Source organism: Oceanibium sediminis (assembly GCF_003265325.1).
GTDB lineage: Bacteria > Pseudomonadota > Alphaproteobacteria > Rhodobacterales > Rhodobacteraceae > Halovulum > Halovulum sediminis.
Genome location: NZ_QGNX01000006.1, coordinates 187,726 through 202,951 on the forward strand (window position 1 = coordinate 187,726; position 15,226 = coordinate 202,951).

The following is a 15,226-nucleotide window of genomic DNA, read 5'->3' on the forward strand; positions in this document are numbered from 1 at the left end:
CCCGCGCCTCAGCAGGTGTAGTTCAGTCCCAGGCGGCCACCATCGACGTAGATCGTCTCTCCGGTGATGTAGCTGGCCTTCTTCGAGGCGAGGAAGGCCACGACATCGCCCACCTCGCGCGCGGTGCCGGGGCGTTTCAGCGGCGTGCGCGACATCGCGCGCTCCATCGCCGCCGGGTCGGCGTTCACGCCGGCCATCATCTCGGTATCGATGGAGCCGGGGCCGACCGCGTTCACGCGGATGTTGTGCGGCGCAAGCGCCAGCGAGGCGGCCTTGGTCAGCTGCATCACCCCCCCTTTCGAGGCGCAATAGGCCGGGATCGACGGGATCGCGACCTGTGCGTTGATCGAGGACATGTTGACGATTGCCCCCTCGATCCCCGCCGCGATCATCGCCTTTGCCGCAAGTTGCGTCGCCAGGAACGTGCCGGTCAGGTTGATGTCGATGACGCGCTGAAAATCCTCCAGCGAGTATTCCAGGAAGTCGCCGGGCTGCGCGATGCCCGCGTTGTTGACCAGGGCGGTCGGCGCGCCGTGCTCTTTCGCGATGGTGTCGAACAGCGCGCGCACCGCGGCGCTGCCGCCCATGTCACAGACCATGGCGCTGGCATCCGCGCCCAGCGCCGCGGCGGCGGCGTTCACACCGTCCTCCTTGATATCGACCAGCACCACCCGATGCCCGTCTTCGATCAGCGCCTCGGCAGAGGCATAGCCGATGCCTTGCGCACCGCCGGTTACGATCGCGAGGGGCTTCTTTGTCATGGTATCCTCCTGGTATCCTTGCCATCGGGCCGACGATTGGCGCGACCCGTACCCTGCCCGCATACCGCAGGTTGGGGGGACTCGGCCAGTGCGGATACCGGGTGGCTTCAGCGCGGCAGCGCCTCGGCAAGCGGGGCAAGCTCGGCCGCCGACAGCACCGGGCGGGCCGTGCCGCCATAGGCGGCGAAATCGCGCTCCAACGCGGGGAACAGCGCGAAGATCTCGTCCCGGACCGCGTCTTCCAGGTGGCTCATCCCGGCCACACCGGGGTGAAAGCTTTCCGAGGGCAGGCCGTCGCCGGTCACGATCTCATGCCGCTCGAACATCAGATGGATGTAGTCGACCCCCGGCGCGGTGGCGTCCTGCAGGATCGTGCGCTCGTTGACCAGGTCCCGCGCGGCGGCCAGGCATTCGCCCTTGCCATAGAGCGTCTCGGCGCGCCAGCCGCTCAGCAGCACCCGGTGATGGGGGGAGACGCGCGTCTCGACGCCCGGCACCCCCTGCCCCAGCGCACCGGCGGCGATCCTTACCGGGGCCAGCTCGGGATACAGGGCAAGGTCGCGGGGCGACAGGCGGCGCATCCCCACCCAGGTCAGCGGCTGCGCGCCGCGATCCCGGGTCATCACCAGGTCCCCGGCGGCCAGTGTTTCGGCGGGTTTCGGCCCATCCGGCGTGTCGATCATCGTGCCGCGCGTGAAACACAGCACGCCGTAGATCGCCTGCGCCCCGGCGATATCCTCCGCCCCCAGGTCCGAGGCGTAGATGATGCTGTGCATGATCTGGGTCGGGTCGTCATCATGGTCGAGGCCGATGGCATGGCCGATCTCATGCAGTGCGACCGAGTAGAAACTGAACGAGGCGCCGCCGTCGGGCACCCAGAACTCGGAACTGTCCATGTAGATGCTGGCGGAATCGATCTGGCCGTATCCCGGAAGCTGGAAGTAGCTGATGTTCGCCAGGCCAATGGTATTGCCTTGCAGGAACTGCATCGTGACGTCGATATCGACCAGAGCCGGGTTGTTCGTCTCGACGAAGTTGATGCCCGCGACATCCTCCCACGCCTGGAAGGCATCGCGCAGGGCGTCCTCGAAATCGGAGAGGGAGTACAGGTTCGGATCATATTGCAGCCCCGAGGACAGGTCGGCGGACCAGTACACCTTGCCCCCGGTTTCCCCCAATGTCGGGTCGCCCCACTTATAGCCTGAAAGTTCGTAGGGCATGATGCCTCCGCTACTTTGGTCCATGAGCGTCGGGCAAGACTATCAAGACATCGCGTTTTGGGAATACTATTTCTCGGCGCTGCCACGCGGCATCGTTTCATGGCAACATCATGCCGGGTCAGGCGATGCTTTGCGCGCCACCTGCCCTGGCGGTGGTCCGCGCATTTGGGGACTGGACGGCGGCGGCGCGCTGCGGTCTGTTGCGGCGAAACACGTCGGGCAGGAGGGATGTCATGGATCAACTGGAAAAGCGGATCGCACAGGGACGCGGTGACATAGGGGCGGATATCGTCCTTCGCGGCGGACGGGTGCTTGACGTTGTGACCGGTGCGCTGATCGACGGCGACGTGGCGATCTGCGGCGACACCATCGTCGGGATCGCGGAGCGCTATGACGGCGCGCGGGTGATCGACGTATCGGGCAAGATCCTGGTCCCCGGCTTCATCGACACCCACCTGCACATCGAAAGCTCGCTCGTCACCCCGTTCGAGTTCGACCGCTGCGTCGCCCCGCGCGGCGTGACCACGGCGATTTGCGACCCGCATGAGATCGCCAACGTGATCGGGCTTGAAGGCATCCGCTATTTCCAGGCGGCCAGCGAGCGCACGGTGATGGATATCCGCGTGCAGCTGTCTTCCTGCGTGCCCTCGACGGAGATGGAGACGGCGGGCGCGCGGATCGATGCCGAGGACCTGGGCGAGGTCATGGGCCATTCCAGCGGCATCGGGCTGGCGGAGTTCATGAACTACCCCGGCGTCATCCACCGCGATCCCGGCGCAATGGCCAAGCTGCGCCTGTTCGACGGGGCCCATATCGACGGCCACTGCCCGCAGCTTTCCGGGCGCGACCTGAACGCCTACATCAGCGCCGGCATCCGCACCGAGCATGAGGCGACCACCGCCGAGGAGGCGCGCGAGAAGCTGCAAAAGGGGATGCGGGTGCTGATCCGCGAGGGCTCCGTCTCAAAGGACCTCGACGCGCTGCAGCCGCTGCTGAACGAGCTGACCTCGGCCTACATGTGCCTGTGCACCGATGACCGGAACCCGCTGGACATCGGCGAGCATGGGCACCTCGACTACATGATCCGCCGCCTGATCACGCTCGGCACGCCGCCCATCGCCGCCTACCGCGCCGCCAGCCTGTCCGCGGCCGAGGCCTTCGGGCTGAAGGATCGCGGCCAGATCGCGCCGGGCAAGCGGGCGGACATCGTGGCGATCGACAGTCTTGAGGGCTGCCACGCATCGCTGGTGCTTTGCGCCGGGGTCGTGGTGGACGACGCGGCCTTCGCCGCACGCGAGACGCTGCCGCCGGTGGGGCGCGCCACGGTGAAGGCCCCGGCCCTCAGCGCGCGGGACTTCCGCGACACCGGCAACCGGGCGGAAACCGACGTAATCGGCATCATCGAGGGCAAGATCATCACCGCCCACCTGCATGAGGACATCGCCATCGAGGACGGCGACAAGCGCCCCGATCCGGCCCGAGACCTGGCGCGGATCACGGTGGTGGAGCGGCACGGGCAGAACGGCAACATCGCGAACGGCTTCGTGCGCGGCTTCGGGCTGCAACGCGGGGCCATCGCCTCGACCGTGTGCCACGATCATCACAACATCGTCGCCGTCGGCGCGGATTACGAGGACATGGTGCTGGCCGCGAACCGGCTCAGCGCGCTGGAAGGCGGGTTCGTGGTGGCCGAGGGCGGCAAGATCCTGGCTGAGCTTGCCCTGCCCGTCGCCGGCCTGATGAGCCTCGAGCCCTTCGAGGCGGTGCGCGCCGCGCTCGAGGATCTGCGCGCCGCCGCCCGCTCGCTTGGCGTGGTGCTGGAGGAACCCTTCCTTCAGCTCGCCTTCCTCGCCCTGCCGGTGATCCCCGCGCTGAAGATCACCGACCGGGGCCTGGTGGACGTCAACCGCTTCGAGATCATCGCCTAAGGCGCGCCCCCCCCCCGGGGGGCTGCCTTACCCGACCAACGGTCCGGCGGACGCACCTTGCGCCGGACCGGGCGCGGCGCCCGTAGGGTGGGTTTTTCCAACCCACCCTGCCGCGCTGCTGGGGCGCTAAGCTTCCGACGAACGCGCCCAGAGGTTGATCGCCTCTTCGCTGGCCAGCGCGTCGATGGCGGCAAGCTCCTCGGCGGTGAAGTCCAGGTTGGCGACCGCCCCCGCGCATTCCACCACCTGCCCCGGTTTCGACGCCCCGATCAGGGCCGTGGTGATCTGCCCGCCCCTGAGGACCCATGCGATGGCCATCTGCGCAAGGGTCTGACCCCGGCTCTCGGCAATCTCGTTCAGGCCGCGAATGCTCTTGATCACATCCTCATGAACCATTTCGGGCCGCAGGGACTTTCCCTTCGTCAGGCGGCTGCCCTCCGGCACGCCGTTCAGGTATTTCGTCGTCAACATCCCCTGCGCCAGCGGCGTGAACGCGATGGACCCGATACCAAGGTCGCTGAGCGTGTCCTTCAGCCCATCCTTTTCCACCCAGCGGTTGAGCATGTTGTAGCTCGGCTGGTGGATCAGGCAGGGCGTGCCCAGCTCCTTCAGGATCGCCACCGCCTCCCGCGTGCGCTGGGAGTTGTAGGACGAGATGCCGGCATAAAGCGCACGGCCCGAGCGCACGATCTGGTCGAGCGCGCCCATCGTCTCCTCCAACGGGGTGTCGGGATCGAAGCGGTGCGAGTAGAAGATGTCGACGTAGTCCAGCCCCATGCGCTTCAGCGAGGCATCGCAGGACGCGATCAGGTACTTCCGGCTGCCATATTCGCCGTAGGGGCCTGGATGCATCCTGTAGCCGGCTTTCGAGGAGATGATCAGCTCATCGCGATAGCCGGCGAAATCGGTCTTCAGGATCTGGCCGAACGCCTCCTCCGCGCTGCCCGGCGGCGGGCCGTAGTTGTTGGCCAGGTCGAAATGGGTGATCCCCGCGTCGAAGGCCGCCTGGCAGATCGCGCGCTTCGTCTCATGCGTGGCGTCCTCTCCGAAATTGTGCCACAGGCCCAGCGAAACCGCCGGCAGAAGAAGCCCCGATGCCCCACAGCGGCGATAGGCCATGGTGTCGTATCGGGTGGGTGAGGGCATATAGCGAGTCATTGAAAGTCCTTTCGCGGGGCGTGCCCGGACCACGTCCAGGTCGATATGACCACAACTCTAGTGCGATGAGGGGCAGCGCCGCAACGCTGGACCGGCCGCAACTTCAGTCGGTCAGGGCCGCCGTGACCGGAACCTCGGTTCGGTGGCGCGAAGGTCGCAGTATCGGGCCCTTGGCGGCCGCACGTCTTGCGCAGGATCGCCGCCGCTGCCTAGAGTGTGCCAACCGCGCAAGGACAATGAGCAGGCCAATGACATCCCCCACCCCACGCCCTCCGGCGTCTGTCCTGATCACGGGCGGCACCGGCTCTTTCGGCAAGACCATGCTGCGCGAGCTTCTGGACAACGGCGTGCCCGAGATCCGCATCCTCAGCCGGGACGAGGAAAAGCAGGACGCGCTGCGCAACGCGTTGCGCGACAACCGCGTGCGCTACTACATCGGCGACGTGCGCGACCGCGCCTCGGTCGACCGGGCGATGCGTGGCATCGACTGCGTGTTCCACGCCGCCGCGCTGAAACAGGTGCCGTCCTGCGAGTTCTTCCCGATCGAGGCAGTGCGCACCAACATCCTCGGCTCGGAAAACGTGATCCGCTCAGCCGTGGCCAGTGGCGTGCGCAGCCTCGTGTGCCTGTCCACCGACAAGGCGGTGTTCCCGGTCAACGCCATGGGCATGTCCAAGGCGATGATGGAAAAGCTCGCCCAGTCCATCGCGCGCGACATCGGCCCCGGCGCGGACACGACCATCAGCCTGGTGCGGTATGGCAACGTGATGTACTCACGCGGGTCCGCCATTCCGCTGTTCGTGCGCCAGATCAAGGACGGCACGCCGATTACCGTGACCGAGCCGACGATGACCCGTTTCCTGATGCCGCTGCGTGACAGCGTGGCGCTGGTGAAGCACGCTTTCGAACACGCCAACCAGGGCGACTTGTTCGTGAAGAAGGCCCCTGCCTCGACCATCCTCGATCTGGTGGAGGCCCTGAAGCAGCTGTTCGAGGTACCCGACCACCCGGTGGAGATCATCGGCTGGCGTCACGCCGAAAAACTCTACGAAACGCTGGCCAGCGCCCAGGAACTGGCCAAGTCCGAGGATATGGACGCCTATTTCCGCATCCTGATGGATGAGCGGGACCTGAACTACAAAGCCTATTTCTCGGAAGGGGAAACAGAAACCGCGCAGCGGGAGGATTACCATTCGCACAACACCGAGCGGCTGGACATCGAGGGGATCAAGAGCCTGTTGATGACGCTTCCCGAACTGGCGGCCGAGGTGGCTGAGTGGCAGGGGCGTGCACGGTGAAGATCGTGATCACCGGCGCGGGCGGCCTGCTCGGGTGGCACGCCGCCGTGCGGCTGCACGCCCAGAATTGCGCCGCACGCTTTCGGGGTGAGGATGCACCCCACGAAGTGGTTGCCCTGGACCGATCCGGATTTTCCGATCCCACGAGCCTGGCCAATGCGGTCCGCGGGGCGGACGTCATCCTGCACTTCGCCGGGGTCAACCGCGCCCCCGATGCAGAGATGGCGGATGCAAACCCCGCTATCGCCCGCACTCTCGTGGACGCGTGCCACGCTACCGGCGCAACGCCCCACATCGTCTATGCCAATTCCACGCATGCCGGTTCAGACACCGTCTACGGCCGCTCCAAATCCGGGGCGGCGGCGGTCTTTTCCAGCTTTACCGACACGTTCACCGACCTGATCCTGCCGCATATTTTCGGAGAATGTGCACGGCCCGACTACAACAATGTCACAGCGACCTTCATTGACCGTATCATCCGGGGCGAGAAGCCCGAGGTGAACCCGGATGGGCGCGTCAGCCTTCTCCATGCGGGACGCGCGGCGCAGCTAGCGATCGACGCTGGTCTTGCCGGGGTGGCGGGGCAGTCCCAGCCTGAGGGACGCGACACTACCGTGGGTGAACTGCTGGCCATGCTCAAGGGCTTCCATGCGGACTACAGCGCCAACATCTTTCCCGCGCTGGACGATCCGTTCCACGTCGCCCTGTTCAACAGCTACCGCACAGCACTTTATCCCGGCGGCTTCCCACGCCCGCTGAAACTGAACACCGACCCGCGCGGAACGTTGTTCGAGGCGGTGAAGGGGGGCTCCGGCGGGCAGACGTTCCTCAGCTGGACCGAAACCGGCGTCACGCGTGGCGATCACTTCCACCTGAACAAGGTGGAGCGCTTTCTCGTGCTAGAGGGGCAGGCGACGCTCCGCATCCGCCGCGCGCTTTTCCCCGATGTCTGGACCTACGAGGTCAGCGGCGCGGCCCCTGCCCCGGTGGATATGCCGACGCTGCACACGCACAGCATCGAAAACACAGGCTCCACGCCCCTTCTGACCCTGTTCTGGACGCATGAGGTCTTTGACCCAGCCGCCCCGGACACCTATGCAGATCCCGTTCTTCAGAAAGGCCGCCCATGCTGAAGGTCATGACCATCCTCGGCACCCGCCCCGAGATCATCCGCCTCAGCCGGGTGATGGCGCGGCTGGACGACTTCACGGATCACGTCATCGTCCATACCGGCCAGAACTGGGACTACGAGCTGAACGAGGTCTTCTTCGAGGATCTGGGCGTGCGCAAGCCCGACCATTTCCTTGGCACCGGCGGGGGCTCATTGGGTGAAACGCTGGGAAAGATCCTGAGCGAAAGCGAAAAGGTACTGGCGGCGGAACGCCCTGACGCGGTGCTGATCCTCGGCGATACGAACTCCGCCATCTCGGCGATCATGGCGCGGCGCATGAAGATCCCCGTCTACCACATGGAGGCGGGCAACCGCTCGTTCGATCGCAACGTCCCGGAGGAGACGAACCGCCGCCTTGTCGATCACATCGCCGACTTCAACCTGGTCTATACCGAGCATGCCCGACGCCACCTGCTGTCCGAGGGGATCGAGCATCGGCGCATCAACCTGACCGGCTCCCCCATGCGCGAGGTGCTGGAACATTACCGCGACCGGATCGAGGGGTCGGACGTCCTCTCGCGGCTGGACCTGTCGCCAGGGGGCTATTTCATCGTCTCCGCCCACCGGGAGGAGAACGTGGACCGCGCCGACCGCCTCGGCGCGCTGCTGGATACGCTCAACGCGCTGGCGGAGCGGCACGACATGCCCGTCATCGTCTCCACCCATCCGCGAACCCGCAAGCGGATGGAGGGGCTGGCGGGGCGCACCACCGATCCGCGCGTGCAATTCCTGAAGCCCTTCGGCTTCCACGACTACAACTACCTACAGATGAAGGCGTTCTGCGCGATTTCCGACAGCGGCACGATCGCCGAGGAAGCCTCGATCCTCGGCTTTCCCGCGATCACCCCGCGCGATGCGATCGAGCGGCCCGAGGGCATCGACGTGGGCTGCCTGATCATGACGGGTCTGGACCGCGACACCATCCTTGGCGGAGTGGACGCGGTGACGAAGATGTTCGCCGCGCGCGAGGCGGCGGGGCAGCCGCACCCGGTCCCGCAGGATTACTGCATTTCCAACACCTCGGAACGGGTGGTCAGCCTGATCCTTGGCACGGCTAAACTGTCCAACGCCTGGGACGGGATCCGGCTGAACGATCTTGGATAGGGCCATGACACTGGCGCAGCGCACGGTGAAGCGGGGGTTCGACGTGGCGGTTTCGGCCATCGCGCTGGCGCTGCTGTGGCCTGTGATCCTGGTCGCCTGGGTGCTGGCGGCGCGGGACACCGGCGCCAGCGGCTTTTTCACACAGCAGCGCGTCGGACGGCACGGGCGGCTGATCCGCGTCGTAAAGCTGCGCACCATGCGCGATGTCGGGGGCACGACCGTCACCACCGCGGCGGATGCACGCATCACGCCCTTGGGCGCGAAGCTGCGCGCCTGGAAGATCGACGAACTGCCGCAACTCTGGAACGTGCTGAAGGGCGACATGAGCCTTGTCGGCCCACGCCCGGATGTGCCCGGCTTCCTCGATACGCTGGAGGGCGAGGATCGCAAGCTGCTGGACCTGCGCCCCGGCATCACCGGCCCCGCAACGCTGAAATACCGCAACGAGGAACAGCTGCTGGCGGGCGTGGACGACCCCGAGCGTTACAACGCCGAGGTAATCTGGCCCGACAAGGTGGCGATCAACCGCGCCTACCAGGACAGCTGGTCCTTCGGCGCGGACCTGCGCTACCTGCTGCAAACGGTGAAGGGATGAGCGATCCCCGGTTCACCTTCACGCCGGTCGTGATCATCGGCGCCGCCCGCTCTGGCACCAATGCGCTGCGCGATATGCTGACGGCCCTGCCGGGGTTCGAGACCTGGCCCTGTGACGAGATCAACCCCATCTGGCGGCACGGCAACCTGTCCCACCCCGACGATGCGATCCCGCCCAGCGCCGCGACGCCGAAGGTCAGGTCCTTCATCCGCGGCGCGTTCCGGCGCATCTGGCGCGAAACCGGCACGCCGTGCTTCGTGGTGGAAAAGACCTGCGCCAACTCCCTCAGGGTGCCCTTCGTGGACACCATTCTGCCCGAGGCGCGCTACATCTACATCGTGCGGGACGGCATCGACGTCGTCGCCTCCGCCAGCAGGCGCTGGCAGGGCAAGATGGAGATCCCCGCCCTGCCCTATTTCCTTGCCAAGGCCCGCTACGCGCCGCGCCGCGACCTGCCCGCCTATGGCTGGTCGTTCCTGCGCGCCCGCCTCGGCATGCTGAGCGGGCGCAAGGGGCGGCTCTCGGTCTGGGGGCCGCGCTTTCCGGGGATGGACTCGATGACCGACGCGAGCCTGGGCGAGCTGTGCGCCGCGCAATGGGCGGCCTGTGTCAGTGCGAGCGACGCCGCGTTCCAGGATATCGCGCCCGACCGTGTTCTGCACCTGAAGTACGAATCCCTTGTCGCCGATCCCGTCGGAACCCTGGGCAATATCCTGCATTTCCTCGGGGCGACCCCGCCGCCCGAAGCGATCGCGCGGGCCAGCGCGACCGTGCGCGCCACCTCTGTCGGCAAGGGGCGCACCACCTTGCCAGACCTGCCCGAGCCGGTGCTCGCGCCGATGCGCGCGACGCTGGCCGCCCATGGTTATGGAGCATCATGATGCGTATCTGGCTGTCCCGCCCCCATATGTCCGGCCACGAGGAGGCGCGCGTCGCCGAGGCTTTCGCTTCCAACTTCGTCGCGCCCCTCGGCCCGCAGCTCAGCGCCTTCGAAGCGCGGATCAACGAGCACCTCGGCGGCGGGCTGCACTGCGTCGGCCTGTCGTCCGGCTCGGCCGCGCTGCACCTGGCGCTGCGCATCGCGGGCGTGGGCAAGGGCGATACGGTCTGGGTCTCCTCCATGACCTTCGCGGGCGGGGTGTTCCCCGTCATCTACGAACAGGCGACGCCGGTGTTCCTGGACCTCGGCCCCGATCACTGGACGCTGGACCCGGACCTGGTGGAAACCGCGCTTGAGCAGGCGGCGAAGGAAGGCACCCTGCCGAAGGCGCTGATCCCGACGGACCTTTACGGACAGGGTGTCAACCGCGCGCGGTTCGAAGGCATGGCCGCCCGCTTCGGCATCCGCCTGATCGTGGACAGCGCGGAAAGCCTGGGCGCGCGGGACGCCACCGGCGCGCCCTGCGGCAGCGCGGGCGACGCGGCGGTTCTGTCGTTCAACGGCAACAAGATCATCACCACCTCGGGCGGGGGCATGCTGGTCACGCGTCACGCCGACTGGGCCGAGCAGGCGCGCTTCCTCGCCACGCAGGCGCGCGATCCGGCGCCGCATTACCAGCACTCCACCTATGGCTACAACTACCGGCTCAGCAACATCTGCGCGGCCATCGGCCTTGGCCAGATGGAGGTTCTGGAGGCGCGGGTAAACGCAAGGCGCGCGGTGAACGAACGCTACCGCGCCGCGCTGGCGCGTCCGGGCATAACCTTCATGCCCGAGCCCGCCGGCGCGCACTCGACCAGGTGGCTGACGGCGTTGACCTTCGATCCCGACATCCTGGGCGTCACCCGAGAGGATGTCCGCCTGGCCCTTGCCGCGGCCGAGATCGAGGCGCGCCCGCTCTGGAAGCCGATGCACACGCAGCCGCTGTTCGAGGGCAGCCGCTACATCGGCAGCGGAGTCGATGAACGGCTGTTCGCCAACGGCCTGTGCCTGCCATCGGGCAGCGACCTGACGCAGGCCGAGCAGGACGAGGTGATCGAGCGCATCCTCGCCCTGCTGCCTGACTCCCGGGGTTAGCCGGTGCCGTGAAGATCCTGTTCACCCACCGTTATTTCTGGCCCGACACCGCGCCCTATGCCGCGCTCATGCGCCGCCTGGCGGAAGAGATGGCCGAGGCGGGGCACGAGGTCAGCGTCTTCGCCTCGCGCCCGTCCTACCGGGGCGGCGGCAGCGCGCCGCGGCGGGAACGGCTTGGCGCGCTCGATGTCACCCGGATCTGGGTGCTGGCGGAAAACCGGCGCAACCCCGCGGCGCGGATGTTTAACGTGCTGATCTACTGCCTCGGCCTGGTCTGGCACATCCTGCGAACCCGCCCCGACGTGGTCACCGCCTCGACCTTTCCGCCGGTCATGGCGGCGTGGAGCGCCTCGGTCGCGGCGCGGCTGTGCGGCGCGCAGTTCGTCTATCACATGCAGGACATCCACCCCGAGGTGTCCGAGATCAGCGGCGGCCTGCTGGGCCGCCAGCCGTTGGCCGGGCTGCTGCGCTGGCTCGACAACCAGTCGCTTCGCCGGGCCGCCGCGATCGTCGTCCTGTCCGAGGACATGGCCGACACGCTGCAAGCCAGGATGGCGCGAAAGCTGCCGATCCACGTGATCAACAACTTCCAGCTTCCGAGCTTTGAAGACGATATCCCCCCGCCGCGCGACCTGGCCAAGCCCAAAGGGATCACGCGGATCATATTCGCGGGCAACCTCGGGCGGTTTCAGAACCTGCCCCGGCTTGTGGAAGGCGTGCTGGGCGCCTGCCCGCCCGGCGCCCCCCGGGAGGTGCTGCTGCTGGGCGACGGCGCGGCCGTGCCCGAGTTACGCCAGCGCTTCGGCGATCATCCGAACCTGCGCTTCGCCCCCTTCCTGCCCTATGCGCAGGCGCGGGTGCTGATCGCAGAGGCGGACGTCGGCCTCGTCTCGCTCACGCCGGGGATCTACCGGGTTGCCTATCCGTCGAAGATGTTGACCTACCTCGGACTTGGCGTGCCGGTGCTGGCGCTGGTCGAAGCGCAAAGCGCGCTGGCGCGCACGCTGCACGATGCGGCGTTGGGCAAGGTTCCGGCCAGCGATGCGCCCGATGCGATCGCGGCGGCGCTCGAAGAGCTGCTGCTTGCGCCGCCGTCCACCGAGGCGCTGCGCGAGTGGTATACGGGCGAGGCCGCGCAAGCCCCCGTCATGGCACGCTGGCGTGGCCTGTTCGCGGACCTTGCCAGCACTGACCCGGCTTAGGCGGCCCCCCGTATCGGGGATCACTGCCCCCGCAAAAGCACGCACGTCCACGAAATGGAACAATTCCCCCCACCGCGCGTTGAACGCGAGGAGGTATTGAATGCTTGTTTCACTTAACGACGTCACGAAATACACGGCGAAAGCCACGGACCTTTCCGCCCCGGTCGAGGATGTCTTCGTCGACCAGAATGACTGGAGCGTCAATTACGTCTCCATCGACATTGGCGGCTGGTTCGAAAACAAGTCCGCGATCATCGCGGCGGATCGTGTGCGCGCCATCGACGCGGAACGCCGCGACATCCAGATCTCCCTGACCGAGGCGGAGGCGGCGGATGCACCGGACCTCGACTCCGGGGACGGGATCGAGCCTGCGAAAGCGGGGCTGATGCTGGACTACAAGGACAAGCGCGGATCGCGCCCCCCGGCGGGCGCGACGGCGAATCCGTCTGCGACACGCTATGTCTCAGTCGCCCATACCGTCGGGCTCGACGCCTACAAGGGCGAAACGCAGGTGGGGCGGATCGTCGATCTGCTCATGGACCCCGAGAACCTGACGGTGTCGCATGTTGTGATCGATACGGGCACGACGCTGGCCAAGACGCAAAAGGTCATCCCCGTGTCCACGCTGGATCACATCGACATTGCCAAGGGGCGCGCGGTGGTGAGCGCCACGCAAAAGCAGATCGAAGACGGCCCCGCGCTCGAATCCTACGAGCGGCTCGACCGCAACTGGATGGACCGGGTGGCGGCTTATTACGGCCTGACCGGCTGAAAGAGGTCAGTCGGCCCACCCGGCACCCACCTCTTCGGCGACCTGGTCCACGGCGGAGAGCTGGCTTTCCCCCGTCGGCCCGGCCCGCGCCGCTTCCACCAGCGCCCTGAACAGGCGCCGCTGGCGGTTGGCGTAGAAAAGATGCTCGGGGTGCCACTGGACCCCGATGGCGAAGGGGTCGCGCACCCGCTCCACCCCCTGGATCATGCCCGCCTGGTCATGGGCGACGGCGCGCAGGCCCCGCCCCAGCGTGTCCACTGCCTGGGAATGCAGCGCGTTCACCCGCATGTCCTGCGGGCCCGCCAGCGCGGCAAGGCGGCTGTCGGGGGCAAGGCCGACCGTCTTTCTCGGCAGGATCGTCCAGAGTTTCCGGCTGTCGGGGAAGACCCCGTAGGCATCCTGGTGCAGCGTGCCGCCCAGCGCGATGTTGAGCATCTGCGCGCCCCGGCAGATGCCGAGGACCGGCTTGTCCTGCTCGAATGCAGCGCAGATCAGCCGATGCTCAAGCGCGTCGCGCGCGGGATCGATCCGTGAGCGCGCGACCAACTCGCCCCCGTAAAGGCTGGCGGAAATGTCGTCGCCACCGCCTACGATCAGCCCATCGACCTCGGCCATGTCGGCAAGGCGCGCGGAGGTCCATTTCACCGCCTCCCCACCGCCGAGGCGCACGGACAGGGCGATCAGCGGAAAGATCCGCCACCCGCTGCGGGTGGAGACGGTGACACCGATCCTCGGTCGTTTCATTCGCGCCCCTCGCGGAAGCCGTGCTCGGCAAGAAGCGCGCCGCTCCAGGCGCGCCAGTCGCCGCGAACGGTCGTCCACTGCTCGAAATAGCGCACCCAACCCGCGGCCAGCGCATCCAGCACGTCGGGCGCAGCGGCCACCTTTTCCAACAGGCGCCAGCGGTTCCATTCCAGGGCGATGGTCCAATCCTGCTCGTCGATGCGGCAGTCCGGAAGGCGGTAGTGAAAGGCCGGGCGCGCTCCGATCTTTTCATTGCCCAGCATCCGGCGCAGCATCGCCTCGTTCCAGGTGGCGAGGATCGGCAGCAGGTCGAGGCCGCGATTGCGCGTCGGATTGTGGCGAAGATAGAGCGTGGCGAGGCCCTCCATCGTCGCGGGCGGATCCTGGGCCATATGGGTCACGAAGCCGCGCGGATACGGGTCCACGAAGGGCAGCATCCGGCGCGAGAGGTCGATGGTTTCCGCCCCCCGCAACCAATCCTCCAGGAAGGTGTAGGCGCGCAGCACGGGGATGATGTCCCGCGCCTGCATGGAGCGGGCGGCGATGTTCAGGTGCATTCCGTAGCCCCTCAGCAAGCCCGCCTCCGTCCCCTCTGCGCCAAGGCGGCGCAGGTCGGTGGCAACGGCCTGCAACAGCCCCAGCTTGTCTGGTGCCAGCGGCGGCGCGACGAGTTCCAGCGGAACCACGCTGCGCCCCAGGTCGCGCGCCTTCGCGGTCAGGCTGCCTACACTGGCGTCCTTGCCAAGCGCGGTGTCGAGGTAGATTTCGAACACCCCCTCGTCGGTTTCGACGCACCAGACCAGCCCGTCGAGAACGATCTTGCCGCCGAAACGCCCTTGCACGGCCTTCGCGACATCCGCTTCGCCCAGGCCGCCGAATTCCAGCTCGACGCCGACCTTGCGCAGCGCGCCGTCGCGTGTTTCGGGGACGTCCAGGGGCGCGAACACGCGCGCGGCGGCAAGGGCCGCGCCTTGCCGCCGGGTATCATCGGCTCTTGCCCCCGGGGGGGATTGCGGGCTGTCAGACACGCTCAGAGCTTGTTCAGCCACTCTTTGACTTCGCGCTCGGCCTCTTCCCGGGCCTTGCCGTAGCGTTCCTGGATGCGGCCCACAAGCTTGTCCTGGTTGCCTTCAATCTGGTCCAGCTCGTCATTGGTCAGTTCGCCCCACTTCTGCTTGGCGCTGCCCTTGAGCTGGTTCCACTTGCCCTTGAGTTCGTCGGTATTCATGCGTTTTCCTCCTGTTTCAGGCGGTGAA

General features: G+C 67.0%; 15 protein-coding genes. 9 read left to right on the top strand and 6 right to left on the bottom strand.

Annotated elements, in window-relative coordinates; all coding sequences use genetic code 11:
• Positions 1-8 precede the first annotated feature (8 nt).
• Together DJ029_RS16250 and DJ029_RS16255 are read right to left on the bottom strand one after the other, a co-directional pair.
• Complete coding sequence (locus DJ029_RS16250) at positions 9-761, bottom strand: SDR family NAD(P)-dependent oxidoreductase (RefSeq protein ID WP_112323548.1); 753 nt, start codon at positions 759-761, stop codon at positions 9-11.
• Positions 762-868: 107 nt separating this feature from the next.
• Complete coding sequence (locus tag DJ029_RS16255) at positions 869-1,981, bottom strand: Hint domain-containing protein (RefSeq protein ID WP_198671173.1); 1,113 nt, start codon at positions 1,979-1,981, stop codon at positions 869-871.
• Between the two features lie 233 nt (positions 1,982-2,214).
• Here DJ029_RS16255 and ade point away from each other — a divergent pair, with 233 nt between their 5' ends.
• The gene (gene ade, locus DJ029_RS16260; protein ID WP_112323550.1) at positions 2,215-3,909 is read left to right on the top strand and encodes an adenine deaminase; all 1,695 of its coding nucleotides are present in this window, start codon (positions 2,215-2,217) and stop codon (positions 3,907-3,909) included.
• Positions 3,910-4,035: 126 nt separating this feature from the next.
• Here the strand turns inward: ade and mgrA are convergent, their stop codons facing one another.
• Entirely contained in the window at positions 4,036-5,067 is a 1,032-nt protein-coding gene (mgrA, locus tag DJ029_RS16265) for an L-glyceraldehyde 3-phosphate reductase (RefSeq protein ID WP_112323551.1), read from the bottom strand.
• A gap of 248 nt (positions 5,068-5,315) precedes the next feature.
• Here mgrA and DJ029_RS16270 point away from each other — a divergent pair, with 248 nt between their 5' ends.
• The 8 genes from DJ029_RS16270 to DJ029_RS16305 all read left to right on the top strand — a co-directional run bounded on the left by DJ029_RS16270 (position 5,316) and on the right by DJ029_RS16305 (position 13,226).
• Positions 5,316-6,365 carry an SDR family NAD(P)-dependent oxidoreductase gene (locus DJ029_RS16270; RefSeq protein ID WP_112323552.1) on the top strand — a complete coding sequence of 350 codons (1,050 nt, stop codon included), beginning with the start codon at positions 5,316-5,318 and terminating at the stop codon, positions 6,363-6,365.
• Complete coding sequence (locus tag DJ029_RS16275) at positions 6,362-7,498, top strand: polysaccharide biosynthesis C-terminal domain-containing protein (protein ID WP_112323553.1); 1,137 nt, start codon at positions 6,362-6,364, stop codon at positions 7,496-7,498. The genes DJ029_RS16270 and DJ029_RS16275 overlap by 4 nt, the downstream gene beginning before the upstream one ends.
• Positions 7,492-8,640 carry a non-hydrolyzing UDP-N-acetylglucosamine 2-epimerase gene (wecB, locus tag DJ029_RS16280; RefSeq protein ID WP_112323554.1) on the top strand — a complete coding sequence of 383 codons (1,149 nt, stop codon included), beginning with the start codon at positions 7,492-7,494 and terminating at the stop codon, positions 8,638-8,640. Before DJ029_RS16275 ends, wecB begins: the two co-directional genes overlap by 7 nt.
• Before the next feature lie 4 nt (positions 8,641-8,644).
• Complete coding sequence (locus DJ029_RS16285) at positions 8,645-9,235, top strand: sugar transferase (RefSeq protein WP_112323555.1); 591 nt, start codon at positions 8,645-8,647, stop codon at positions 9,233-9,235.
• On the top strand, positions 9,232-10,116 hold the full coding sequence (locus DJ029_RS16290) for a sulfotransferase family protein (protein ID WP_112323556.1): 885 nt from the start codon (positions 9,232-9,234) through the stop codon (positions 10,114-10,116). The genes DJ029_RS16285 and DJ029_RS16290 overlap by 4 nt, the downstream gene beginning before the upstream one ends.
• Positions 10,113-11,252, top strand: coding sequence for a DegT/DnrJ/EryC1/StrS family aminotransferase (locus DJ029_RS16295; protein WP_308861109.1), 1,140 nt, complete (start codon positions 10,113-10,115; stop codon positions 11,250-11,252). Before DJ029_RS16290 ends, DJ029_RS16295 begins: the two co-directional genes overlap by 4 nt.
• A gap of 8 nt (positions 11,253-11,260) precedes the next feature.
• On the top strand, positions 11,261-12,454 hold the full coding sequence (locus tag DJ029_RS16300) for a glycosyltransferase family 4 protein (RefSeq protein WP_112323557.1): 1,194 nt from the start codon (positions 11,261-11,263) through the stop codon (positions 12,452-12,454).
• 100 nt (positions 12,455-12,554) lie between these two features.
• The gene (locus tag DJ029_RS16305) at positions 12,555-13,226 is read left to right on the top strand and encodes a hypothetical protein (RefSeq protein ID WP_112323558.1); all 672 of its coding nucleotides are present in this window, start codon (positions 12,555-12,557) and stop codon (positions 13,224-13,226) included.
• A gap of 6 nt (positions 13,227-13,232) precedes the next feature.
• On the opposite strand, the gene DJ029_RS16310 is transcribed toward DJ029_RS16305, so the two are convergent.
• From DJ029_RS16310 to DJ029_RS16320, 3 genes are read right to left on the bottom strand one after another with little or no spacing between them, the layout of a single operon-like run.
• Entirely contained in the window at positions 13,233-13,970 is a 738-nt protein-coding gene (locus tag DJ029_RS16310) for a gamma-glutamyl-gamma-aminobutyrate hydrolase family protein (protein ID WP_112323559.1), read from the bottom strand.
• A complete protein-coding gene (locus DJ029_RS16315) occupies positions 13,967-15,019 on the bottom strand; it encodes an amidoligase family protein (protein WP_112323560.1) in 1,053 nt (350 codons plus the stop codon). Before DJ029_RS16315 ends, DJ029_RS16310 begins: the two co-directional genes overlap by 4 nt.
• Positions 15,001-15,198, bottom strand: coding sequence for a CsbD family protein (locus DJ029_RS16320; RefSeq protein WP_112323561.1), 198 nt, complete (start codon positions 15,196-15,198; stop codon positions 15,001-15,003). The genes DJ029_RS16315 and DJ029_RS16320 overlap by 19 nt, the downstream gene beginning before the upstream one ends.
• Between the last annotated feature and the right edge of the window lie 28 nt (positions 15,199-15,226).

What these genes read in the sequence shown, in the direction of transcription:
- DJ029_RS16255 (WP_198671173.1), bottom strand. Translation starts at nt 1,981, where the DNA reads ATGCCCTACGAACTTTCAGGCTATAAGTGGGGCGACCCGACATTGGGG.
- DJ029_RS16305 (WP_112323558.1), top strand. Translation starts at nt 12,555, where the DNA reads ATGCTTGTTTCACTTAACGACGTCACGAAATACACGGCGAAAGCCACG.
- DJ029_RS16320 (WP_112323561.1), bottom strand. Translation starts at nt 15,198, where the DNA reads ATGAATACCGACGAACTCAAGGGCAAGTGGAACCAGCTCAAGGGCAGC.
- DJ029_RS16290 (WP_112323556.1), top strand. Translation starts at nt 9,232, where the DNA reads ATGAGCGATCCCCGGTTCACCTTCACGCCGGTCGTGATCATCGGCGCC.
- DJ029_RS16295 (WP_308861109.1), top strand. Translation starts at nt 10,113, where the DNA reads ATGATGCGTATCTGGCTGTCCCGCCCCCATATGTCCGGCCACGAGGAG.
- DJ029_RS16270 (WP_112323552.1), top strand. Translation starts at nt 5,316, where the DNA reads ATGACATCCCCCACCCCACGCCCTCCGGCGTCTGTCCTGATCACGGGC.
- mgrA (WP_112323551.1), bottom strand. Translation starts at nt 5,067, where the DNA reads ATGACTCGCTATATGCCCTCACCCACCCGATACGACACCATGGCCTAT.
- ade (WP_112323550.1), top strand. Translation starts at nt 2,215, where the DNA reads ATGGATCAACTGGAAAAGCGGATCGCACAGGGACGCGGTGACATAGGG.
- DJ029_RS16250 (WP_112323548.1), bottom strand. Translation starts at nt 761, where the DNA reads ATGACAAAGAAGCCCCTCGCGATCGTAACCGGCGGTGCGCAAGGCATC.
- DJ029_RS16310 (WP_112323559.1), bottom strand. Translation starts at nt 13,970, where the DNA reads ATGAAACGACCGAGGATCGGTGTCACCGTCTCCACCCGCAGCGGGTGG.
- wecB (WP_112323554.1), top strand. Translation starts at nt 7,492, where the DNA reads ATGCTGAAGGTCATGACCATCCTCGGCACCCGCCCCGAGATCATCCGC.
- DJ029_RS16285 (WP_112323555.1), top strand. Translation starts at nt 8,645, where the DNA reads ATGACACTGGCGCAGCGCACGGTGAAGCGGGGGTTCGACGTGGCGGTT.